The organism is Gramella jeungdoensis (assembly GCF_023805255.1).
GTDB lineage: Bacteria > Bacteroidota > Bacteroidia > Flavobacteriales > Flavobacteriaceae > Christiangramia > Christiangramia jeungdoensis.
Genome location: NZ_JAMSCK010000002.1, coordinates 369,434 through 391,944 on the forward strand (window position 1 = coordinate 369,434; position 22,511 = coordinate 391,944).

12 protein-coding genes are annotated in these 22,511 nt (G+C 33.2%); 2 read left to right on the plus strand and 10 right to left on the minus strand.

Annotated features, from left to right (window positions below; genetic code table 11):
- The first annotated feature begins 4 nt into the window (after positions 1–4).
- On the plus strand, positions 5–5,428 hold the full coding sequence (mads8, locus tag NE848_RS05840; RefSeq protein ID WP_252111386.1) for a methylation-associated defense system ATP-binding protein MAD8: 5,424 nt from the start codon (positions 5–7) through the stop codon (positions 5,426–5,428).
- Positions 5,388–6,122: a PP2C family protein-serine/threonine phosphatase gene (locus NE848_RS05845; protein WP_252111388.1), complete on the plus strand. Its 735-nt coding sequence runs from the start codon at positions 5,388–5,390 to the stop codon at positions 6,120–6,122. The genes mads8 and NE848_RS05845 overlap by 41 nt, the downstream gene beginning before the upstream one ends.
- 41 nt (positions 6,123–6,163) lie before the next feature.
- On the opposite strand, the gene NE848_RS05850 is transcribed toward NE848_RS05845, so the two are convergent.
- The 10 genes from NE848_RS05850 to NE848_RS05895 form a co-directional block, all read right to left on the minus strand.
- Positions 6,164–8,509 (minus strand): PIN domain-containing protein, encoded by a 2,346-nt coding sequence (locus tag NE848_RS05850; RefSeq protein ID WP_252111390.1) that lies wholly within the window; start codon positions 8,507–8,509, stop codon positions 6,164–6,166.
- On the minus strand, positions 8,509–14,163 hold the full coding sequence (locus tag NE848_RS05855; RefSeq protein ID WP_252111391.1) for a sacsin N-terminal ATP-binding-like domain-containing protein: 5,655 nt from the start codon (positions 14,161–14,163) through the stop codon (positions 8,509–8,511). The genes NE848_RS05850 and NE848_RS05855 overlap by 1 nt, the downstream gene beginning before the upstream one ends.
- A 683-nt stretch (positions 14,164–14,846) precedes the next feature.
- Complete coding sequence (locus tag NE848_RS05860; RefSeq protein ID WP_252111393.1) at positions 14,847–15,182, minus strand: hypothetical protein; 336 nt, start codon at positions 15,180–15,182, stop codon at positions 14,847–14,849.
- A 257-nt stretch (positions 15,183–15,439) separates the two neighbouring features.
- On the minus strand, positions 15,440–16,558 hold the full coding sequence (locus NE848_RS05865) for a hypothetical protein (protein WP_252111394.1): 1,119 nt from the start codon (positions 16,556–16,558) through the stop codon (positions 15,440–15,442).
- A gap of 2 nt (positions 16,559–16,560) precedes the next feature.
- The gene (locus NE848_RS05870; protein WP_252111395.1) at positions 16,561–16,911 is read right to left on the minus strand and encodes a hypothetical protein; all 351 of its coding nucleotides are present in this window, start codon (positions 16,909–16,911) and stop codon (positions 16,561–16,563) included.
- 2 nt (positions 16,912–16,913) lie between these two features.
- Positions 16,914–17,183, minus strand: a complete 270-nt coding sequence (locus NE848_RS05875; RefSeq protein WP_252111397.1) for a hypothetical protein — start codon at positions 17,181–17,183, stop codon at positions 16,914–16,916.
- An 84-nt stretch (positions 17,184–17,267) separates the two neighbouring features.
- Positions 17,268–18,071 carry a hypothetical protein gene (locus NE848_RS05880; protein ID WP_252111399.1) on the minus strand — a complete coding sequence of 268 codons (804 nt, stop codon included), beginning with the start codon at positions 18,069–18,071 and terminating at the stop codon, positions 17,268–17,270.
- A 343-nt stretch (positions 18,072–18,414) separates the two neighbouring features.
- Complete coding sequence (locus tag NE848_RS05885; RefSeq protein ID WP_252111401.1) at positions 18,415–18,687, minus strand: helix-turn-helix domain-containing protein; 273 nt, start codon at positions 18,685–18,687, stop codon at positions 18,415–18,417.
- A gap of 125 nt (positions 18,688–18,812) precedes the next feature.
- Positions 18,813–20,138: a phage integrase SAM-like domain-containing protein gene (locus tag NE848_RS05890; RefSeq protein WP_252111403.1), complete on the minus strand. Its 1,326-nt coding sequence runs from the start codon at positions 20,136–20,138 to the stop codon at positions 18,813–18,815.
- Positions 20,139–20,509: 371 nt separating this feature from the next.
- Positions 20,510–22,456 carry a S9 family peptidase gene (locus tag NE848_RS05895; protein ID WP_252111406.1) on the minus strand — a complete coding sequence of 649 codons (1,947 nt, stop codon included), beginning with the start codon at positions 22,454–22,456 and terminating at the stop codon, positions 20,510–20,512.
- Positions 22,457–22,511 lie beyond the last annotated feature (55 nt).

Sequence of the window (22,511 nt, forward strand, 5' to 3'; positions counted from 1 at the left end):
AGGGATGAGTATAAATAAGTATTACCAGGAAATAATCGAGTTGATTTTAGATCTACATCATAATGAACTCAAATCAGCTAAGCCAGGACATTGCATGAAGATTTCTGGGCTAGCATTTAAAGAATTAAACGCTCTTAGCGAAAAAATAGGATCTCAATTTCCACAAATTGATACCTATATAATTTCGGAAATTAATCATAATGAGAAGTGTATTAGTGCTACGAAATTAATCGAATTAAGAAATAGTCAGGCGAAACCGTTATTGATACTTATTCCCTCTAATAGTAGAACTGCTGCAGAAGATTCCTACGGGAATGCGACCTTCAAGGAATTAAGTTTAGAAGGAGTTGAAACTAAGCTCATAGACAAATTAATTGATGAGATTCCTCCCCAATTTAAAAATCTAATTATTGAGGATATTATCAAATTCATCGGATTTGGAAATCTCAGTAATTCAGATATTATAAACTTTCTGATCGATCTCAAAGAGCATGGTTATACCCAGCAAAGTATAGGTGATTTTATATATAACCTAAATTTAATTCCCGATTCAAAATTATTAGAGGATACTAATAAAATAAGATCTCGTATTAAATTTAATAGCGACTGTATAGGGATTTTATCAACTTTTGATAAACCTGTTGCAGACCGTATTTCAGATATACCTATTGAATCAAATACTCTACAAAGTGAAATTGTTAACTTCATAAAAAAGGAGGAATATTTAAGTACTAAAAAAGAAATAGCTGAGGCAATTTTTGAGAATTATGCTTGTCTTAATTTTTCTCAGTGGAAAATATCAGAGCTTGAAGTCGATCATAACGACATCAAACTTACTATTGATAAAATAAAATCCAGTGATTTTCAAGTAGAAAATGATAAAAAGACCTTATATGCCAACCCTAATAGTCCTTCTAAGATAAAAGTCAGATTCTCTACCAAACCAAATCCTAGTCAAATTTCCGACCTAAAATATTTTAGAATAGTGCTAATGGCAGTTGATGGAGGAAGAGGAGAAGAAATTACAGTTTTACGAAAACTAAAAAATTCAAGTTCAAGTAGAGCTTACCGCGATGCTGAGGTAGAACTACATCCTAACATAATAGACGATGGGGCGTATTTTATTAAGGTATTAGCTGAAAATGAGTTCGGTGACTTACTAAATACAAATGATGATTTTAAGGACCTTAAAATCCAAAAAGCTTGGGAAGAAGAAAGGAATGAAAATCCCGAGGCGTCTAAGTTAGATTTTCCTTACAAGTTGACCTGTGATTCAGAAGATTTTGATTTTGTAGTCGACGACACTATAGAAAGGGAGGATAACCAAAGAAAGGATAAATTAAAAAGTGTTCTACAAGCTTACATAAATCACAGAATTTATGATATCAAACAGGATAATGAACCATCCATACCAGAACCAAAAGAACCTTCAAACACTTGGTTAGATGATAATAAAATGGGGCATACCTCTCATTTTCATATCAACTATTCAAAAAATCATAATTACCAGATTCATTTATCCACTAAGTTACGGTCGATTGAAAACAAAATTTTAGAAAACTCAGATTCCCTAGGCTTTGTTAAAGTGAGATTAAACCATAATGCTGCATATACAAATCTTTCTGATTGTAAGTTTATTGAAAGCGAATTGACCTTAAACGCACCGGAACCAGTTTTAAGGTTAAGGACGAAAATTTTCAAACGAATTAAAAATTCAAATGAAGATAAAAATGGAGTTTTCGAAACTGCAGATATCTTCAATTTTAAGGATGATATAGAGGAATATATTTCTGCATATACCTCTTGGACTACTGAGCTAAAAAGGCAAATATCAAGTAATGAGATTTCGGAGGACGATAGAGCTAATTTGGTTGAACTGGTTAGCGAATTACAATTTTTAGATGTTATTAAACTTGATACTAAACTACCTGATGGTAAAAAAATTGAGGCGATATTATTATCACCGCTACATCCTTTAAGATTAACCTGGGCCATTCAATTATTGGATGTTTTTTCAAAATGGGAAAATGAAACGCTTGGATTTAATAAATATAAGGAATCATGGGCTAATAATTTAGAGTCATTATTTAATAATGACTTTAGCTATGCTAATAATCCGCTTGTTATTGTAGGGAAAAAAGCCTTAAAACATTATTATTATTCGGGGGAATTGTCTTTTGGATGGGGGCTCTATTTGGAAGGTTCGGAATCTATCGATAATAAGGCACTTACTTCGGTTTCTAGACAATTACTACATTATTTTCGCACGCTCTTTAATGTTACCAAGGAGAATTATGTAGATACTGATATTAGTAAAAAGCTTGTAATTGCTCATATAAAAGATTATCTAAGACAACATCCATACGTTGATAAACTGATCTTAAATTTAATTAACGCTGGTGATGCGAATGTTTTTTCTGATGCTTTAATTGAGTTGGAAAAAGAAGCAGAATATTGTGCAATCAAATATGAGATAAGGTTATTTAAAGATACCAATAAGATCATTGAGCATGGTGAGGCTTTAAAAAGCTTGCTGAACCCAGATTCTTCAATTTCAGAAGAAGCTGAGGCTTTTTCACAACCTTCAAAAAATAGATTGTTCCCGAAATTACGGTTTTCTATTAATGAGATTTCAGATTATTTAAAAAACCCATTAAAATATAACGCTCACATAAGCTTCTTAATAAGTCCATTTCCTATTAAAATCGAACTAGTGAAGCCGTATGGAGATACTAGAAACTTTTTCGTTAATGGAATATTGACTGAATACTCCGTTCGTGTTGAAAATGAGGAAAACAAATTTAGATGGAATAGATTTATTAGAGCTAATGATCTTCCAATTGAGTATGCTAATTCTGGTAAAATGGGCATTGAATTATTTGAGAATATTCAATCCTTTACAAGTTGTGCACTCAAGTTGGAATACACACAGGCCATTCCATCCACACAGATGGTCCTAAATGAAAGAGACAAAGTTTTAATTACTCATTTACATGATTATTCAGATTGGGTAGTGACTTTCGATAAAAATATGGGTCCAGAAGTCTATGACCAACCTTCTAATGGAGAAGATATTCCTTTTCTATTAGACTATGTTCCTGGTGAAGAAATCTCTGGTATTTCTTCTTATTTAACTACAAGGCCGACTTCAGAAGTACTGGGGTTAATAGGGCCTCACTTCAAAGAATTTGGTTTAAATATCCATGATGAGGATCATAAAATCAAAATAAAATCATTGTTGGAGGATCTTAGAGCATTGAGTAGTTCTTTGGTATTACAACTTAATTCTTCAAAAAATAAAGCTTTTGAAGTAATTGGATCTGCCTTTACAAAGCGAGTTTTGGAAAAGAAAGGTTTTTTGGAGAACGGAGTTTTAATTCCTATCGACTTACATCAAAATCTATTCAATGATAAAAAGTTTGAAAGTAAGAGTAGAGCCGACAGCTTATTGATAGCCCTAGATCCCGAAAATAAGGAAATAATTATCACTGTTATCGAAATTAAATGTAGAAAGCATTTAAATGATACAGAACGAGAGGATTTAAAATTAAAAATAAAAGAACAAATTGAAAATACGATTGAGGTTCTAAGGTATCATTTTGATCCTCAATACAATCTTTCTTATGATAGATTAGATAGAGAAATAAAAACTAAGGAGTTAAGAAATTTACTAGGCTTTTATATAAATAGAGCGAATAGATACACTTATTTAAGCGATTTGGTGTATGATAATTATAATGAGTTTCTTTTAAAACTTGATTATGGTTATAGTTTGAAATTTAAGAAAGTAGGAATTATTTATGATTTTTCTACCAATAAAAAACATCATAAAGAATTATTTGATGGCGATATCACCATGTTCACAATGGGACATGACTTAATTGAAGATATTCTTGACCCAGATTCAGATTTAAATACTATCAGACTTGAAACTGACGATTTAGATAATGACTTAAAGGAGGCTTTAGGGATCGATAATAGGATGAAGAAATTCTTGCAAAAACTCAATAAAAAAGCTGGTCCTACGGAGGTAGAAAATCAAAATGATGAAATGCCCAATTCGGCAACCGAAGAAAAGGGTGAAACAAACTTAAATGAAACCTCTACTATTAAGTCAGAAATAGTCCGAGATGAGGTGGAAAAAACAAATTTTGAGACAGAGCTATCAGAGGTTTCCAAACCTATTTCGGTTAAGCCTTATTCAGAGCCAGAGTTTGATTTATTTGTAGGAAATTCTAAACCTTCTTCTCAATTCGGTTTGCTTGGTGAGACTTCCCATCAGAATAAAAAAATCGCTATTGACCTAAGTGGTGTTAATACGATAAGTCTTTTCGGTGTTCAGGGAGGAGGAAAAAGTTATTCTATAGGAACTCTAACCGAAATGGTTTTGAAACAATTTAGTAATGTAAACAAACTTCCTTCTCCTTTAGCCGGTGTGATTTTTCATTATAGCGAAAGCATGGATTATGAACCTGAGTTTACCTCTATGACTCAAGGAAATGATCAGCCAAACGAATTAAAAATTTTGAAGGAAGTTTATAATGTCGATCCAGATAGTATTGACGATATAATTATTCTTTGTCCTGAACGAAAAGTTGATGAACGCAAAAATCAATTTCCATCTGTTGAAGTAGCGCCACTTCTATTTAACCCAAACGAACTATCAATTAAAGATTGGCAGTTTTTAATGAATGCAGTTGGAAACACATCAGATTATATTAATGAAATTAATTTTATTCTAGAAGAATTATTCGATAGTAATAATTTGAATGTTTCCACATTGAATCAAGCTATTAGTGAAAGCGAATTATTATCCAAAAGAGATAAAACTTTAGCTACCAGAAGGATTAGGTTTGCCTCAAAATATGTGAAGGATGTAAATTATTTATCTAATTATTTGAATCCCTCTAAGCTTATCATTATTGATATGAGGGACGAATTCATTCATAAAGATCAAGCTTTAGGACTATTTGTGACCGCCTTGGACATTTTTTCTGCAACGAATAGTTCAGAAAATCAGTTTAATAAATTCATTGTATTTGATGAAGCACATAAATACATGGATAATAAAGATCTTACAGGGAATATCGTTACTGCAATAAGAGAAATGCGTCACAAAGGGGTTAGCATATTAATTGCCAGTCAAGATCCGCCAAGTTTACCGAATGAAATAATTGAATTAAGTTCGGTGGTAATACTACATAAATTTAATAGCCCACAATGGTTAAAGCATATCCAGAAATCTATTACTCAGTTATCATCATTAACTCCTTCAGATATGAGTGTGCTAAAGCCAGGAGAAGGTTTTTTATGGGCCTCAAAGGCTACTGAAAAAAGAGTAACAAATCAACCTATTAAGATTTCTACAAGGCCTCGAGTAACTAAACATGGAGGATCAACAATCAATGCAGTTAAGAAAGATGAATAATTGGTTTATTACAAATAAGGGGAAACGAAAATCGAATCAAGATGTAGTTTTAATTGAAAAATTAAATGAGAATATCGATTTGTTTCTTTTGGCTGATGGAATGGGTGGTTATAAACATGGAGAATATGCCGCGAAGTTTGTAGTCTCAAACACTTTTAAGCTTCTAAAAAATCAAAATAAAATAAATAGGGAAAGCATTCAGTCCATTATCAATAAGGTCACAGAAGCTTTAGCTCTTGAAAATAAAAAGCTTGAATCAAAAATGGGTGCTACATTGGCTGGAGTAATTCGGTGTAATGAAGTATTTCATTGTTTTTGGGTGGGAGATGTTAAAATATGGCACCTACAAAATGATAAAATCAAATTTGAATCAACCGAACATAATTTAAAAAATGAGCTAATTGATAATAAGGTATTTGTTGAATCTAAGAATGCCAAGAAATATGATCATGTTGTAACGAGGTCTATTCATGGGAATATTGAAAAAGCTAAAATTGATTATTTTAAAATTACAGATTTCAAGAATGATGATTTTATAATGATTTCATCCGATGGTGCAAATGATATTTTAGATACTCATTATCTGAAGACAAGCTCATTTCTAAAATCTGATATTGATTGGAAGCTAAATGAATTAGATTGTAAATTCAAGGACCAGGCAAAGGATAATAGTTCGGTCTTATTAATCCAATGACCAATGTGTTTTAAACAAAAATCTAAATCCTTTTTAATGCCTTATCTCCTAATAAATTCACGTAGTGTTAAGGTTTTAATTTTTAGACCTTTTGCTTTTATTTGGAGCCCGTGATCTGATGTTATTAAAATTGGATTTTGAGTTTTAAATTTTAAAGCAACAGTTAATATGAGATTGTCTGGTGACCTTTTATTAAAATCAATTGGCAAGAGTGACAAATCTGCCATCTCCATCCTCAAATCTCTTTTATCGAAACTCTTGTTAATGGACTTTAAGGCCTTCTGAACTTTTCGCTTACCATTTTGATCTAATGTTGATTTAAGTTTGTCAAGTTCATCTAGTACTTTGGCAGAGAGTATAACTGGATATTCCTCTTTTATTTTTGAAATTATTTCTGGATAATCAACAAAAACATTTGTATCAATTATATAAAGGTTTTCCTTATGCTTTTCTATCTCCTTTTTCGGCTTTTCAAACTTTGTAACATCAATTTTGCCCACCACTTTTAGACCAATACCATTGCTCGATTTATTAGAATTGGTTAGGCTGCCATTTGTAATGCCATTTTCCCCTTTTTGTTTTTGATTATTTGAATCTGGTTTCTCATTACTAGTATTTAGTTTATAATCATTTTGCCCGCTTTTAGCGATTTCACCCGATACTGGATGTACTGCAAATGCAAATTCATTTTGAAGTTTGGACAGATAATAGCCAACCTCACTAGGGAGATTTACGAAACGGTCAAAATCCTGCTCCACTAAAATAAGTGTGCTTTTTTTTGAGCGACTTGTGGCTACATTAAATCTGTTTAGATTAAATGAAAAAGAACTTGATTTGGGAACTACATAAAAACAATAATCCACATCCAGTCCCTGTACCCTGTCTACGGATTCTATTTGGTAATTTCTTGAATTAGTCTTTGATTTTAAGTTTTGTTGCAAATGAGTTAATGTATCAATGTATGGTGTTAAAACGGCTATCTCATTACCTTTTAATTTCGTTAACTCGTTTAAGCCAATTACCAAAAAATCTATCATTTGATTTAAAACATCTCCATCCTTTTTAGAAAATTCGACTAAGGTGGGTCCACCATTGGGATGTGTCAATGAAGAAAGCTTATCGAAGCTGTTAATATCATTATCAATATTTTTATATAAAGATTTTGATTGAATGGTGTTATTATAGAAGCTATTGGTATAATTTGTAGAACGATCAGTAAGTCTGCGTGTTTCTGTCTTACGGTTAAACGAAAAATCTTCAATTTGACTCAGCGTATTCATACCGTTTATTAAGGATTCAATATTGGGATATACTCTGTAATTTTTGTTAGTGACAATTGGAACAATTTGCTTTGGATCACCTACAACAATTACCTTTTTACCCACCTTACAGGCTGCTGCAATGGTAGTTAAATAGGCTTGAGAAGCCTCTTCGACAATTACGTAGTCATAGGATTGTGTTTGTTCTTCCCAAATTCTTGAAAACTGATAAAACGTTGTCAAGGTAAGGTGTCCTTTAGTTGGAAGCAGATCTTTGGCATTTAATAGTTTCGGAAATTTTTTTCCTTCGTCTATAGAAATCGGTAGTTTTGAAACACGCTGTTCATCAAAGAGTTTATCAAAGAATGACTTTTCACAAACTTCAACTGCTGCTTTATTAGTTAAAGCAGTAATTAGAACAGATTTATTCGATAATACTAATCGTGATACTAGATCTGCTACTTGATGAGTTTTACCTGTTCCAGGAGGCCCTTGAAAAATATAGATTATAGATTTTTCAACATCTGTAATTATTTGGTCTGCAATATCTAGATCTTCCTTAAGCAATTTGGGGCTGGCCTCAGTTATCAATTTATATTTAAAGCCTAAAATTTTCTCCCAAAGCTCAGTGCCATTTTCATCAAATGCTTCGCTAAACTTTCTTAGGTTTTCTAGATATTCAAAAGGAGGAATAGTTGGGCCAAAAGCCAAGATTTGATTGTATTGAAGGCTTTCAATAAACTCAGCATCCATTTCTCGAATAAGCATAGTAATCCAGCCTTCACGTTTTGACGGAATGTAGTCTACAATTTTAGTTTCTGTGCAGTTTCTGCCTTTTATTAAATCTGAATACGTAAGGTTTCCCCAAGACTTTGGAAGTTCAAAACCTGGCTTTGGCCTGAAACAATTGAGTTTTTGGTCTAACCTTGGGGCATATTTACCTTTACCAGTAGGGATGTCAACAAAAACATTACCTCTTTTTTCATCTAAACCACGATATTGCCCGACATATACATTTCCGCTTTGAAATAGGGAAACCCCTGTCGCATTCCAAGTTTTCTTTACAGAGAACTCTAGTTCTTTAAGTTCTTCTGCATAAAATTTCACTTGATCTTCTTTTGTAACCATTATTCTATTACAATATTTTCGTCCATTACATTAGCCTCTTCATTTTTATTAAAAGTACCTTTTTTACCTACCTTCTCAAAAAGACTCTCTTTCATATGTTTGCTTGTCACAAGAATAAGATGAGAATCTGATTCTGTTTTATCAAACACATCATCTATCTCTCGTTCACTCTTTTTGTTCGGCATTCTAAACAATACTTTCTCTTGTAATTCATCACTAAGAAGTTCCATTTTGTCCCTAAAGATTCTCATTTCAAACTTAGGATAGATTGCAATTAATTGGGTTTGGCTTGAATCTAACATTTCCCAATGACTTTTATTTATAAATAACAAACCTCCTCTCGCACTTTTTACTATAAAATCTATTCTTTTCCCTTCTGAGTCTTTGATTCCATATAGAGCAGCAAAATTGTTCTTACTATGACCTTCGTTTACCTCATATCCATTTTCCTTTAAATAATATAGGACTTGCCTTTTAGCATTACTATTTTCGTCATTCTGCCTGTCTTCCGAAATACCGTATCGGTCTTGAATCATTCGGTCAAAAGTTTCATTATAGTTTTCCTCTAATGGATTTTTTTCAAATTCATCAGGATTTTCCTTGAAATAAATATAGAAGTCTTTTAAACTTTGGAACTTTTCTTCAGGCAAGATTGTTGGCTTTTGATTTAGAATAGAACTCTTTAATATTTTTGAAAAATAAAAGGCACCTTCGTATTCCTCCATTAAGCTCCCTGCTAATGTGGTAATCGTAATGTTGTTATAGGATTTTTTATGGGGTATTTCGTTACCATCATAAATATAAATTTGACAATTCTCATAATGTTTCCAATTCTTATAGTAGTCCGCATCCCAAAGTTTAGATTTTTCTTGAAGTACTTGTTCATCTATAGACTCGGTTAACGCAATGTTTTCTATTGGAAAATGATTAACCATTTTACCGCAAATACTATCCACAAAAGCCACATCCTTATTTTCTGACTTGACTTTTTCAAAAATAACATCATCGTATTCTTGATCCTCTTCAATAAAGTAAAGTTTTGAAGAAAATTCTATTTTTTCTAACTTATAAAGTCTTTCTTTTTTATTATTAATCACCTGAATTACAGGGATTACCATACCTTTAGTGCCATCTATATTAAGAGTTAAAGAATCATTTATCCTCCTGATGATTTCTTTATTTTTGGTAATTATTTCTGGACTATATTGAGATAACCATTTAATTGTATTCCAAGTAATTTGTGAATTTGATTTAGCATCTGTATAGAAGCTTATAATTTCATCTTTATCACTATTAACATCTATCATTGATTTTCTGAGGTTAACAATAGTACTATCAGTACCATTATACCCTAACTTTGATAAAAATTGTAATCTATTTTCTTTGTCAATTTCTATCCATTGATTTAACCAATTAGGAATATATTCAGATTCGATAGCAAAGTTCTTATCAACACAAATAGACAGAGTTAAACCGTGAAAAATAAAATTTGATAGGTCGGTAAAATCAATTTTGATTAAAAGATCTAAAAACTTTTGATACGAACTATGAAGTTGTTCTTCTGTACCCCTTTCTTTGTAGTGATCATCAAAGTGTGATTTGTTCCATTTTCGATTATTTCCAAACGATTCATCAAGCAATTGAAAAACAACTTGTTCAATAGAATAGAAGGTTGAATTTTCTTTTTCTATTTCATAATGAATCTCTTGAGTCTCTAAAATTCTCGTTTTAAAAATGTGTTTTCTTAGCTTTCTTTTATTTGTAATCTGGGTAAAAGATTCAATTATTTCTTCAAGTACATTTGTCTCTCCATCATACTTATTTAACACATCTGAAATGTGTAACTCTTTTATTATTTTCCCTTTACCAAAGGAAATTGCATTACTAATATCGAAATGTTTTAAAGGCTGTTCATTAATCAGAGTTTTTGCTTTTAAAACCTTAATAACCTCAGATATTTCTTCAGAAACCACTTCACTTTCATCAATCTTATTTAAAATATTATGTACAATGATATGCTCAGCAGTATCGCCTCCATAGTCAGAAGAGGTAAATAGTTTAAACTCTTTTATATTGGTTATAAAAGGCTGTAATAATTCAATTGCAATGTTAGTAGGAAGGTGTACTGCTAAATTTTGATCGTATTTCTCAGATTCAATAATTGCCTTAATTAATCTATCCCCTTGAAGTAAACCAATCATTGAGCGATTTTCACTGCATAAATTCTTGTCTAGTTCATTAAATATTAAAGAAAGCTCTGTATTTGATTGAATATAAGTTTTTAAGTCTTTATCTGAACCATCAAAAATTTGTATAGCTTCAATTTCTTCAATCTTATAATTACCCTTGAATTTTTCAACAATTGTATAGTTTTTAAAGAAGTCTCCAAATCCACCATCATCTTCCATCCAATCTAATAGTGTATTTGCTACCATCATTTCAAGTTCTTCAACCTCTGACCAATCTATATCTGAGCTGTCATCAGTTTTTATCTGGAATGCTTTTATTAATGCCCCACATTCTTGAATAGGAAGTATCTTTAGCTCAGCCGTTTGAAAGACCGTCTTTATTATTTCAAATTTATCAGCTTTTAAATTCTTAAAAGCTTTTGACCAATACACCTTATCAGACGTTTCAAATCTAGCCTCATCATCTATATATAGCCAAGGAATGGAAGCCCATTGAGCACTAGAGATGTCGTCTGGATTATCAATCCAGCTGTAAATGGCTTTTAAATCACTTACATAATTGTTGATGTTTTTTGTATCAAACTGTTGCGACCATTCATCAAACAAATCTTCATCTAGAATAAAGGATGTAAATATTGCATCTTTTGCTATTAACTGTTTCTGTAAATCATCTGTAAGACCGTTAAACTCTGTCTCCTTTATTCTAAATTTATTGATACTATTTACCTCTAAAGCCTCTTTACGACTTATTAAATGCCTTACTGGACGAGGGATATTGTTTTCATCCGTAAACAATTTTAACTTGCCAGAATATTTATCTGGACCAATACCTTCCATAAACGTGCTGTTTTGAAAGAAGTCAATCAGTTTTAGTTTTGATGCAACAGGCAACTTATGAGTGTTGGCATTTGAAGCTATTCTCTCGTAAGCAAGCGTTTTATCGTTAATATAGCCACTAAGTCTAAGCAAGAAATCTTTAATATTGGAATATTTGTCTAGATTTAGTTGGATTGTGTGATACCCTAATTCCCCAAGAAGAGTTTCATATTGTGAAGTATGCACATTTATTAACCAAGCATCATCCTCATCAATTAATTGCTCTAAGGAGAAAGGTGAATTGTTATGTTGAATAAAAGGAATTTTACCAAAATCATCGGGGATGTATTTTACCAGCTTATTTAGCCATTTTAAAAGTTCTGGTTTTTCATATAATGTTTTTTGAGCAATGATACTACCTAAGCTTTCACAAAGTTCTGGCGTAATTTTTTCTGCTATTTCTTTTAAATCTATGACCTCAACCTCTAAGTAATCATAGTCTTTTAAATATTTGGCATCAAGATTAGAATTTGGAAGTCTTTTTTCGGTATCAACTATATCATAGAATATTTTGTTCCCAAATAATTCTATTAATCCTGAATCATCGATTATAGTCTCGGACAACAATTGTATTTGATCTTTGTCATTGATAACAATTGCTGTTTTCTTAAGTTGTTCTAGGTAGGTTGCATTATAGCTTTCAATAATTTGTTGGGCCATATCATCTTCAGACAAAGGACTTTTCAAGAGTAGGGATAAATACGAACTGTTGGTATCTTGATCTTTAAGAAACCCCTGAGCAAAATGTGCTAATATAGCTACGTGTTTTTCAGCCACCTTAATCATTATGTATTGGTTCCAGGGATTACTATATTGTAAATTTTCTCTTCTTGAATCTGGAACGAAATCAGCATTAACTAAAAAAGGTAATAGTAGTCTTTTGTCTTCCATAGGCAGATAGGTAAATAAACTAGAATAGTTTTGCGAGTTATTTAAATATCCTTCTTCTGCGTGAATTTTTTGATTCTCTATTTTTATTGCAAACGATATTTCTGTTTGATTAACAGAAGCTAATTTGGGAGGGATTTCATCTAATCTATTTTCGTCCAAATCGACAAAATAATTGTTTATAGTGTTCGTATTTTCATTAAAATCTGATTTCTTCTTTAAGCCTATCCCTGATTGCTCAAACGCTTCGTTAGATATCTCTATCTTATTGAAAACCTGTTTAGTATAATGATGCGTTTCATTTTCTTCCCCTTTCAACTTTAAAATCTCAATAATATTTTTATGGTCCTTTCTCAATATCATTACTCCATTTTTTCGAGAATTGAACTTTGAGGTATTTCTTAAAAAGAGTAAAAATTGTGGACGTTTTGAAATGTTATCAATTGCAAGTTTATAATTCTCTATATTGTTTCTACCTAGCTTAAGAGCTATTTGAACAGGATTATTGAATCTGTCAAAATTCGCCTCATCAAAATCTTGAGGTAGTTGTTCTTGCCAAATAGGCATAAGCTGCCATGGAACATGTAAGGTAGAATCAAAACCTTCTTCTTGTTCTAGAAATCTTTCCTTTTCAACTTTGAGACCTTCTTCAGTAAATTGTGCTCGCCTTTCATCCGGGAAATAAAGAGAATCAAAATCTTTAAACAATTCACTATGCTTAAGAAATGCAAATTGATATCCTCCTGACTTTATCCATACTTCTGAACTGTTTGTAAATACAGATTTAAATCCAATACCTTTATAACCAGTCTTATTTTTAGACTTTTCCTTCGTGCTCTCACCTGCACTAGTGATTGCTTTTACATCTTTTTTGTTAAAAGGTGCACCATCATGCATTATAAAGAAATAATCTCCGTTGATATCAATGTGAAATTCTACTTTATCTTTACCTGGGCTATCATCAGCATTTTGTAGTAGCTCATAAATCATTCGTTCTTTCGAAGAGTACATCCCAATACCTATTTCGCGCATTGTTTTTGCATTAGCTTTATTAGAGGCTGGATTATTGTGAAGCTTAAACCTTTCTTCAATTAGTTCTCTGTAAGGATTATGTTTAGGTTGGATTGTATTAATTATCGCACTTGGAAGTTTTCCTTCATTTTCAATAAAGGAGAATTGATAGTAACCACCTTGTTTTAACTCAAGATTAGGTGATACATATACTTTTTGTGATTCTCCTTGAAACATCAAAATTTCACCAGTTTCAGAAAACATAACATTTTCAAAGCAGGCAAAAGCTTCAGAGACTTTATGATACTCCCCAATATATTTTACAATATTGTCAACATCTGAATTTTTCTTTGAAAGCAGTTTTTCTACTTTATCTTGATTTAATTCTGTAACAGTTTTAATCTTCAAGGAGAATGGGTTATTCTTTCCTTTTGGATTATTGGTATGCTCTAGTTCTACTTTATAATATGCACCATCGGATAAATTTGGATTGTTACCGTAATAAAATGAAACTCGTTTATCTAAAACTTCTACACCATCAAAATCTGGGTAAAAAAGTTTCATTTTATTTGTAGGATTCGTGAAATGATTAAAAAAGCCAGCGTTCTTATTAATTCTTTTAAATGTGGCTATAAATGCAAGATCTTTTGATTTCCAATATTTTTTCAGTCGGTTAGTATAGTTAGTCATGAAGTTAAGAACAATTAAAAATTATTTTTCAAAGAGAATCGTCATGAATATTCTCATGTTGCTTAAATATAATAAAGGATAGGTGGGTAGGGCACTAATCTTAATTGTGGAAGATATCAAAAAAACTGTTATCTCAATAATTGCATCTGAAGGTTCTTACCTTGCCCCGGTAAGAAAAGAAATAACGGTTAGGTTGATGACTTTGATTATAGAGGTATCTTAAAATAGGCTTGTAAATTAAAATACCGCCTGAATGATTGCTATTGCTTTTAAAAGAAGGTATGACCTTATAATCGGAAAATTTAATACTACTGAATTGGGAAGTTTCAAATAAGAATTGAACTGTCTTTATTTTTCAATTTTCTAAGTGCCAGTTAATAATTCAAAAATAAGGATATTGTTATCGAGGGGCTTTTTAGTTCTGTCGGATTTTCTTATCTAACTATGAAACCCTCTGAAGTGTTAGTGCTGTAAATCATTTTCCTGATAGAATCTGGATACTTAAAATACCTGGGTAAGTTGTTCTTTATAATTGCAAATTATAGTTTTTCATTTCTGTTGTTGATTTTCCATCTTGCCTTTATCAAAAGCCATAACTTTACTTCCTGCGATATAAATTCCTTACTGTCTGTTTAATATTAGTTCATTTCACATATTCTTCTAGTAGATTTTTAGTTTGAAGGTTAAAGAGTTCCATAGTTTTTACCGATTCTTTCCCATGCTCGGCGACTAATTTTGTGGGGTATCTTACTTCTATTTATTTCGTGTGATTCAATTTCACCAGTTTTTAGATATTTAGTGATTCTCCTTTTTACCGCTGCCTTACCTATATCACCCCAAATATTGGAATCAGCTATCTCCTTATAAGTAAGCCATTTTCTGCGTAAACACTGCTCCTTCAATCTTTCGGCTTCAGCTTTACCTTTAGGAACAATTACAAGATCATTCATCCGCAGATATTCTGCTATATAATTCATTACTTCTGAGAACTTCAATTGAGTAGACTGTATATCTTTCATCCTTATAATTTTTAAACTTCGACAAAACTATACCATCGTAGAAGGGATGTCAATAGGTTTGAGTCAATTTTTTATTGATTTGTTTCATTTTAATGATTAATGATATTGACAGTTTTTCTGAAAATGCTATAAAGTTAGACTGGTAAAGGGGTGCGATCAAATTTTTGAAACAACTATTGAAAATTAAATTGGCAAATTAATATGCAATGATTACATATACTTCATAACATACCTTAACCTGCGCCGATTGAGATAATTTACCAAGCCTCTCTCTTAAGTTTAACAGGGAATTCTAAATAGTTTTTCAACATTTCCTGCATTATACATTGCAGGTGTTTTGAATGCTTCTCTGTAGTAGAAAGACTATCATGTCTTGATATAAGTAATAATTTAGGATTCTGCTTGTGAATCCTTTTTGAGCATATGTCCAATATAAACTTAGCCTCCATTCTTTGTAGATAAATAGGGAAATCAGTGCTTTGTTTGCCCTTAATGGCATCTATTATGGTGAAGAGGCTAGGGAACTCTTTTTTAAGGTCATTTATGGCTTTTAGGCCTTTTGTGTTTGGAGGGCTATATAGGGCATTTAACATTACTGTTTTAACACATTTCCTAGGTGTGGAAAAGCTATTCTCTTCTTGTATACCTTTCCCTTTATTATACAGTTTTGTGAAGTATTGCTCATCCTTTTTCCAAACTGCATTACTTTCCAATAATACCTTCTCTATATGCTCGTAAATAACACCTTCAATCACTAATTTTTTAAACAGTAAAACATCAGTAAAATCAAGGGTTTCGAGGCTTTTTGACAAGATAGTAGATATATTATTAGATAACCTATTAGTATCTATCTTATACTTACTAATATTATAATAGCTATCTTTATTACTGTTATTGATATAGCTACTTAGTGTATGCTTGATTCTCTTTTTCAATTCTTTGAAAGAGAGGCTTGATTGAATATGGTCTTGGTGGATTGATCTAATCTCCTCAAGTAGCAAGACTAGAAATAGAGGTTGCGAATTGGTGATATCAACCTCAACTATTTTTTTATCACCGAATCGCACGAACTGTTTCAAATCTGAGGGCATTCTAGTAAATATGGAGTGGAATCTATCATCATCACCTTCTCTAGAGTACTTAATCAAATAATTTTCAAAATTCAGTATAAAATCCAATCTCTTATGATAAGACTTTGAGTTATCCTTATAACTACCATCAAGATAACCTAATGCCGCTTCCTTATTCATAAGAAAATCATTCTGCTTTAACCATTTTGAAAGATGCTCAGTTCGGTGCTGAGCAACCAGTCTCCTTTCTTGGTCTTTTTTAGCGATTTTTTTTAATAAACCTGGTTCTGTTAGGGTGTAATTCATAATTAAGAGTCTTTTAAAAAGTTTTCAGAGATTTTATATCCACGACATTTTCCTTTGTTGTCTGGCATGTTCGAATACTCGCTCATTGTTAGAAACCCGGAGCGTCTTAAAAATTTGAGATGGTCTTGACATTTATATGGTCGGTAATCGAGCTTTCTAAGAAGGGTAGAGCATAGATTGATATAATTATCCTCCCTTTCCATGTTCTTATATGGATGAAGAATAAGGTGCAATAGGTAAACAGCCAGATCCATACTGATATCTGGCCGTTTACTTACTTCATCCTTTAAGCAATCGTAAAGTTGATCTGGAAGGCTTACAAAGGCCTTTTTTTGAGGATGAGTGACCCACATAATTATGGATGCAGGTCTTCAATTAAATCTTCTAGCGGTGCGTATGAGGCAGACTGTATTCTACCCTCTGCTACATAGCTTGTCATCAGTAGTTCTTCCGAATCTAATGGATCTTTCCCAAACCCATCTGAATTGTGCTGATTGTTCCTGTTAAGATGATCTTCAGTTGCAGACGCTAATTTTCTCAAAAGCCTTCTTAATTTAGGAAGAGATACTACCTTAAGGTCTTTTGATTGTTCTGGATTAATACCAGTAATTTTAAAAGTTTTCATGATATAATTTTTAAATGTTATATCACAAATATGAAGTGCGAAGTATCTTATTTAAACAACAAGCCTGTAGTAAAAATGATATACTTATTCTTGATTGAAGTAGACTTCTTCGATTAGATCATAAGTTTTATTGAACTTAGCTTTTTTATTCCTAGTGTCACTAAGTAATCTGTAGTACTCCACTTCAAAATTCTCATTAAGGAAAACAGCAAAATATTTCTTTGAAATATTCTCCCGGATTCGTTTATCTTTTTGCATTCGGTATAAAATACAGCTATAATCTGCTTGGGGCGTTTCGATATTTTCCTGTAGTCTTTGAAAAAAGCCAAAAGCATCGGGGTTTTGAAAAATTTGAGGATAATATTTATTTAATGTATGTTCGGCCTTAGGATCCTCTTCTGTATGTAAATCATAATCATTAATTGCTTCGAAGAATTTATATGGAGGATAATAAGTCATTATTCTTATATACTTATCAATCATTTCATGATTTGCCCTAATAAAACCGTTTAAAGCAGGAAATCTCTCTATTACAATATCTTCGAGTTCCTCAAGTTTAAAATTTTGAGGATAGTCTGGGAAAAATTCTAAGATTTGATCTATTTCGTATTCTATCCTATTTATATATTGTTCTATATTATCTAAGGACGGTATTTCCTTAAGATTTTGTAATAATTCATCTGATGGGCCTTCCAAAAAATTATTTCTCGCTTCACTTTCTTTCCAATCTTTTTTTATTTTCCTAGGGTTAAAATCATCAATTAAATGTCGAACCACTCCTTTATCAACGGCATCCATAAAAATTTCAAAAGTTGTATATCCGCTTTTATTATAATCGCTTAACATTCTTAAATTATTCAGGTGAATTGCTAAATCGTATGTTACCATAAATAGGTTTTAGATTATTATTGAATTATTTAATTTTAGGGCATAAAAATAAACCTATCGCTAGGGCGCTGTCAATAGGTTTTCTAATATTTTTTTGATTATAGTTAGGATTATTGCATTATTGCTGCCTTGATAACTAAACAAGGCTTTCTAGTTTAGACCTTCAAGCACAGCGCTCAGTAGTTCATAATAATCTCAATCAGGAGGATAAGTTATGTTCTGAATACAAGGAGATCAGATAGGGAAAGAATAACATAATCAAATCAGTCAATTCTATAAATGGGGTAATCGGGATATATAAAAACCTCTTATTTTTAAAATTGACTCCCATGGATATCCCTTATTAAAGCTTTATGAGAGCCCCTTCAATTTCGCTTAGTTTGTAATATTTCCTATTCCCAATACCGTACGACTGAAGCTTACCTTGATTGGTCCAATTATGAAGAGTGCTCAGGTCGATGCTGAAAAAGTTGGCGGTTTCTTGGCGAGTTAATAATCCTGAGGTTTCTTTTTCCGTTTTTTCGGAAAGTACCTCTTGTAGGTAATCCTTTACTCCTTGTAAAATTTCTTCTTTTAAGTCTTCTGGTTTAATTCCGTTAAGTAGAATAGCATCCATTTGCATTGTATATTAATTTTAATAATGCAAAATTCGATGTGGTGGTATCTTATTGAAACTACTTTTCCGTCATATAAATAAGACATGACATGAAGTAAAGTGAAAAATAGTAACATTTTATGCTTCTATAAGCTTTCTAGCTTAGCATGTAAATCAGCAAATTGTTGAGCATAATCCATAGCTGATTTCCCAATGTAACCAAGAAACATTTTTTCTGTACTGTGTGCTGTTATTTGCATAAGTAGAGGTGTAGGTATTATACCATATTGATTGGTTGCAAAGGTTCTACGGCAGACATGAGAGGTTATCAAATCATATTTAGGGTAAACTCCTGTAATTTTTCTTTTATAACCCTTCTCCTTATACTTTCCTTTTTCATCCTTTTCGATAATTTCACCTTTGGCATTTAGCATAGCTATTTTAGCTCCTTTAGTCGGTGAATCAATACCTACAACCTTACAGAGGATTTTAAGTTCATTATTGAAATTCTGAATAGCTATTTTGTAAGGCAATCCCTGCTGAAAAATTTCTTTAGTTTTAGGTAATACAGGGATGGTAACATTCTTGCCAGTTTTTTGCTGTTTCAATTCTATAACTTCGTAACCATTGCGAGTAATGAAGTTTTCTTCTGTCAGCTTTAAAAGGTCGCCTCCTCTTTGACCAATCGAACAACCTAGCAGAAGCCATTTCCTGACATTCCTCAGAGATTCAGACTTTAGTTCCGTTTTCTCGATTTTATTTAGTTCCTCGGGTGTTAGGTATATGATATAATCATTTTTGGTCTTTCCTCCCTTAACTTTTTTTAGTTGGCGGCTAACCTCTACATCGTTGATCTCAGCCTCTGCGCAAACCGTTTTTAGATCATCAATTCTTTTTTTAGCATATCCTTCTGAATAGTGCTGTGAATTAATTAACCAGTACAGAAATTTTTTTCCAAACTTGATATCCACATCCTTAACTTTATATTTTTTACGACCTTGGTATTGTTTAAAGATGTTCATAAGAGTCTGGTAGGACTTGATCCTGCTCTTAGATATTCCAAGACTTCCTGTTGCATTCTCTCGGGTATTAGCATTGTCTATAATGTTTTGAATCCAATCTGTTATTAGATCGCTTGTAATAGCTTCTTCAGTCTCTGGATTGTAATACTCTTCCAAGATTCGTTTAAGCCAATCCTTTTGATGAGGTTCAGGCTTTTGGGTCTTATAATTGGTTAGAAGATAGTTCTCTAATTTCGAAAGTTCAGTATTAACCTCAGCTATTTTACTTTTGTCCACTGCATCTACATTACGCTTCTTATGTCTGGTTGTGTTCCAGTATCGCTTGGATACTTCAAGTTCCGTTTTAGCCTGAAACTGAAATTTTTTGTTGTTACTATCGTGATCTTGTAAGCGTACAGTTAAGGGAGCTTGTTCACGGGAAGAGCGATAAAGGAAGTAAATGGTGGCCATACTTTAAGTTTTAAGAATGACAAACATATAGTATGTAAAACATGTACGCAAATTGTACGCAATAAATCTATCTAGATCAATTTAATTCAATTCTATTCAACTACCTTTGGTACACTTAAGCTGCGTTATGTGTTGAAAATACAGGTTGTCAGCCTTGGCTTATTGAGTTCAGTCCAGCTCTAATATTTTTGGGTTCAAGTCCCGCTCCGAGTACTTAAAAAAGCCCTGATCTTCAGGGCTTTTTTTTGTTTAAGGCATGTGAGCGTTCATCCCGATAGCTAGCGGGACACGCTCCGAATACAGAAACCCTCTTAATCATTTGATTTTGAGGTTTTTTTTCTAAGATGGGATTACATTGAAGTTGTTTATTTTCATTTCTCTACATTAACCGGTGCTTTCCCCAGTTCTTTCTTAAAGAATTTAATCATATCCTGCTCCCACTTCGGGTTTCTCATTATGATATGGTCCATACCCTCAAACTCTTTAAACTCAAAATTTTTATAATTCCTTTCTTTTAAAGCTTTTACAAGTTGATACGAATCAGTTATAGGCACATCGTCATCTGCTGAGCCGTGGTGGATTAAAAGTGGGGCTTTTAGGCTTCCTAATTTTGGAGTAAGGGCCGATCTTTCATAGGCTTCAGGACAATCGGCGGGTAGACATCCCATATAAGGTTCTATGGCTATCCTGAATCTGGCAGGATCTATGGCCGCTGCACTAAGATGTGCCGCTTTGTAAAAATCGGGGTGCTCCAGTACCGCACGTAAGGCATAATGCCCACCCCAGCTATGCCCAGATATACCCAGTTGTTCGAGATTCATATAGGGATGTTTCGATGCGAGTTGCTGTAGGGCATATACATGATCCTTAATTTCTAACTGTCCAAATTTACCATAGCTGAAATTTCTAAATTTCGCTCCCCGACCGGGTGTGCCCCGGCCATCAATGATCACCACGATAAAACCCGAGTTAGCCAGATTCTGTAACTGAATGTTAATGGGATGTAGGGCAGTCCTGTGAATGGCATTGGTATGTGCCGCACCATATATCCATTCCACCACCGGGTATTTTTTATGTGAGTCAAAATCTTTGGGTTTTAAGATCATGGTCTCGATAAAAGTCTCAGCATCGGTGGCAGGAAGTTGCTCGAATTCCGGTGCGAAACCTAGCCCGGTAAGGGCGGACATATCGGCTGACCAGTGTGAAGAAAGTTTTTCTCCCGCAGGATCATAGATTTCAAGTTTGGAATACTTTTCCATGTCATTACGCCATACCCACAGGCTGTCTTTTGCTTCAGAGAAGAAAATCTCCGTAAAGTAAGGTCCATCCACTATCTTTTGAATGGAAGTTGAATTTAGCGAAGTTCTATACAACTGCTCTGCGTATGGCTCCTTTGTATCACCCTGAGCAATAAAATAAACCCAGCCAGTATCATGGTTTACCTCCACCAGATGACTCACCAGTCCATTCTCTTTGTAATTAGTTAAGGGCCTTAAAAGGTCGCCATCTTCATTATAAAGATATAACTGGTAATACCCTGAACGCTCACTCTCGTAGATAAACTGCTCCCGGTCGTCCAGAAAGTAAAAGAAATTTGCCTTTTGAAGTCTGCCGGTATACCCCTGCAATAAATCCAGGCCTATCAGGTAATTTTCTGTACTGTCTTTAAACCAGGTCTCCGCCATCCCGGTACGGGGATCTACCCGAAGGAGTTCCAGCGTTTTCATAAGACGGTCAGCTCGAAGGATGCGGATTTCCTTTCCGTCTTTACTCCAGGAAAGTGGATGTATATAAGGTTTAGTAAGGCCATGGTCAACAGGCGTAACAGTCTTGGTAGCCGGTGTTATTACATAATACTGGAATTTTGGAAGCGGTTCTCCCGCCCGGCTGTAGGGTCGGTAAATTAAGGTGTCAGCTTGGGTAAGCTGGATTCGGGGCACCTCCTGGTCGTTCACCTGCCTTACCAATAGTTGTTTTCCCCTAGGAGACCATAAGGCATCAGCTATATCCCAGCGCCATCCCGGCTCTGGCTGTGCAATAATTTTTATTTCGTCTTCTCCTTCATTTCGCAGGTAAAGCTCACCTTCAGGGGTGTGGCCGGCGAAGGTTGTTGAGCCTGAATGGTAGGCTTCTCTAACCGGGCGAATATGATTAAACAAGCCGGGACCCAATACCCTGCCTTTTGGTTCTTCCGGAATGAGATGTTCCGGGAAAGGGGGTATCAATTGCTGGATAAATTTTCCTGGGTTTTGGGCTGTAGCTGAAGAAATTGCAAGCACAAGCATACCCGTCCATACAAGAAGATGAATACTTTTCATTTATCTGGTTTTTAGTGTTTTAAATTTAATCCTTTCTTATGTGAATTGTACCTAA

Bases quoted from the DNA above. Each gene is read 5' to 3' on its own strand.
- NE848_RS05895 (WP_252111406.1), bottom strand. From the start codon at position 22,456: ATGAAAAGTATTCATCTTCTTGTATGGACGGGTATGCTTGTGCTTGCA.
- mads8 (WP_252111386.1), top strand. From the start codon at position 5: ATGAGTATAAATAAGTATTACCAGGAAATAATCGAGTTGATTTTAGAT.
- NE848_RS05855 (WP_252111391.1), bottom strand. From the start codon at position 14,163: ATGACTAACTATACTAACCGACTGAAAAAATATTGGAAATCAAAAGAT.
- NE848_RS05885 (WP_252111401.1), bottom strand. From the start codon at position 18,687: ATGGATGCTATTCTACTTAACGGAATTAAACCAGAAGACTTAAAAGAA.
- NE848_RS05860 (WP_252111393.1), bottom strand. From the start codon at position 15,182: ATGAAAGATATACAGTCTACTCAATTGAAGTTCTCAGAAGTAATGAAT.
- NE848_RS05865 (WP_252111394.1), bottom strand. From the start codon at position 16,558: ATGAATTACACCCTAACAGAACCAGGTTTATTAAAAAAAATCGCTAAA.
- NE848_RS05870 (WP_252111395.1), bottom strand. From the start codon at position 16,911: ATGTGGGTCACTCATCCTCAAAAAAAGGCCTTTGTAAGCCTTCCAGAT.
- NE848_RS05890 (WP_252111403.1), bottom strand. From the start codon at position 20,138: ATGGCCACCATTTACTTCCTTTATCGCTCTTCCCGTGAACAAGCTCCC.
- NE848_RS05845 (WP_252111388.1), top strand. From the start codon at position 5,388: ATGGAGGATCAACAATCAATGCAGTTAAGAAAGATGAATAATTGGTTT.
- NE848_RS05850 (WP_252111390.1), bottom strand. From the start codon at position 8,509: ATGGTTACAAAAGAAGATCAAGTGAAATTTTATGCAGAAGAACTTAAA.
- NE848_RS05875 (WP_252111397.1), bottom strand. From the start codon at position 17,183: ATGAAAACTTTTAAAATTACTGGTATTAATCCAGAACAATCAAAAGAC.
- NE848_RS05880 (WP_252111399.1), bottom strand. From the start codon at position 18,071: ATGGTAACATACGATTTAGCAATTCACCTGAATAATTTAAGAATGTTA.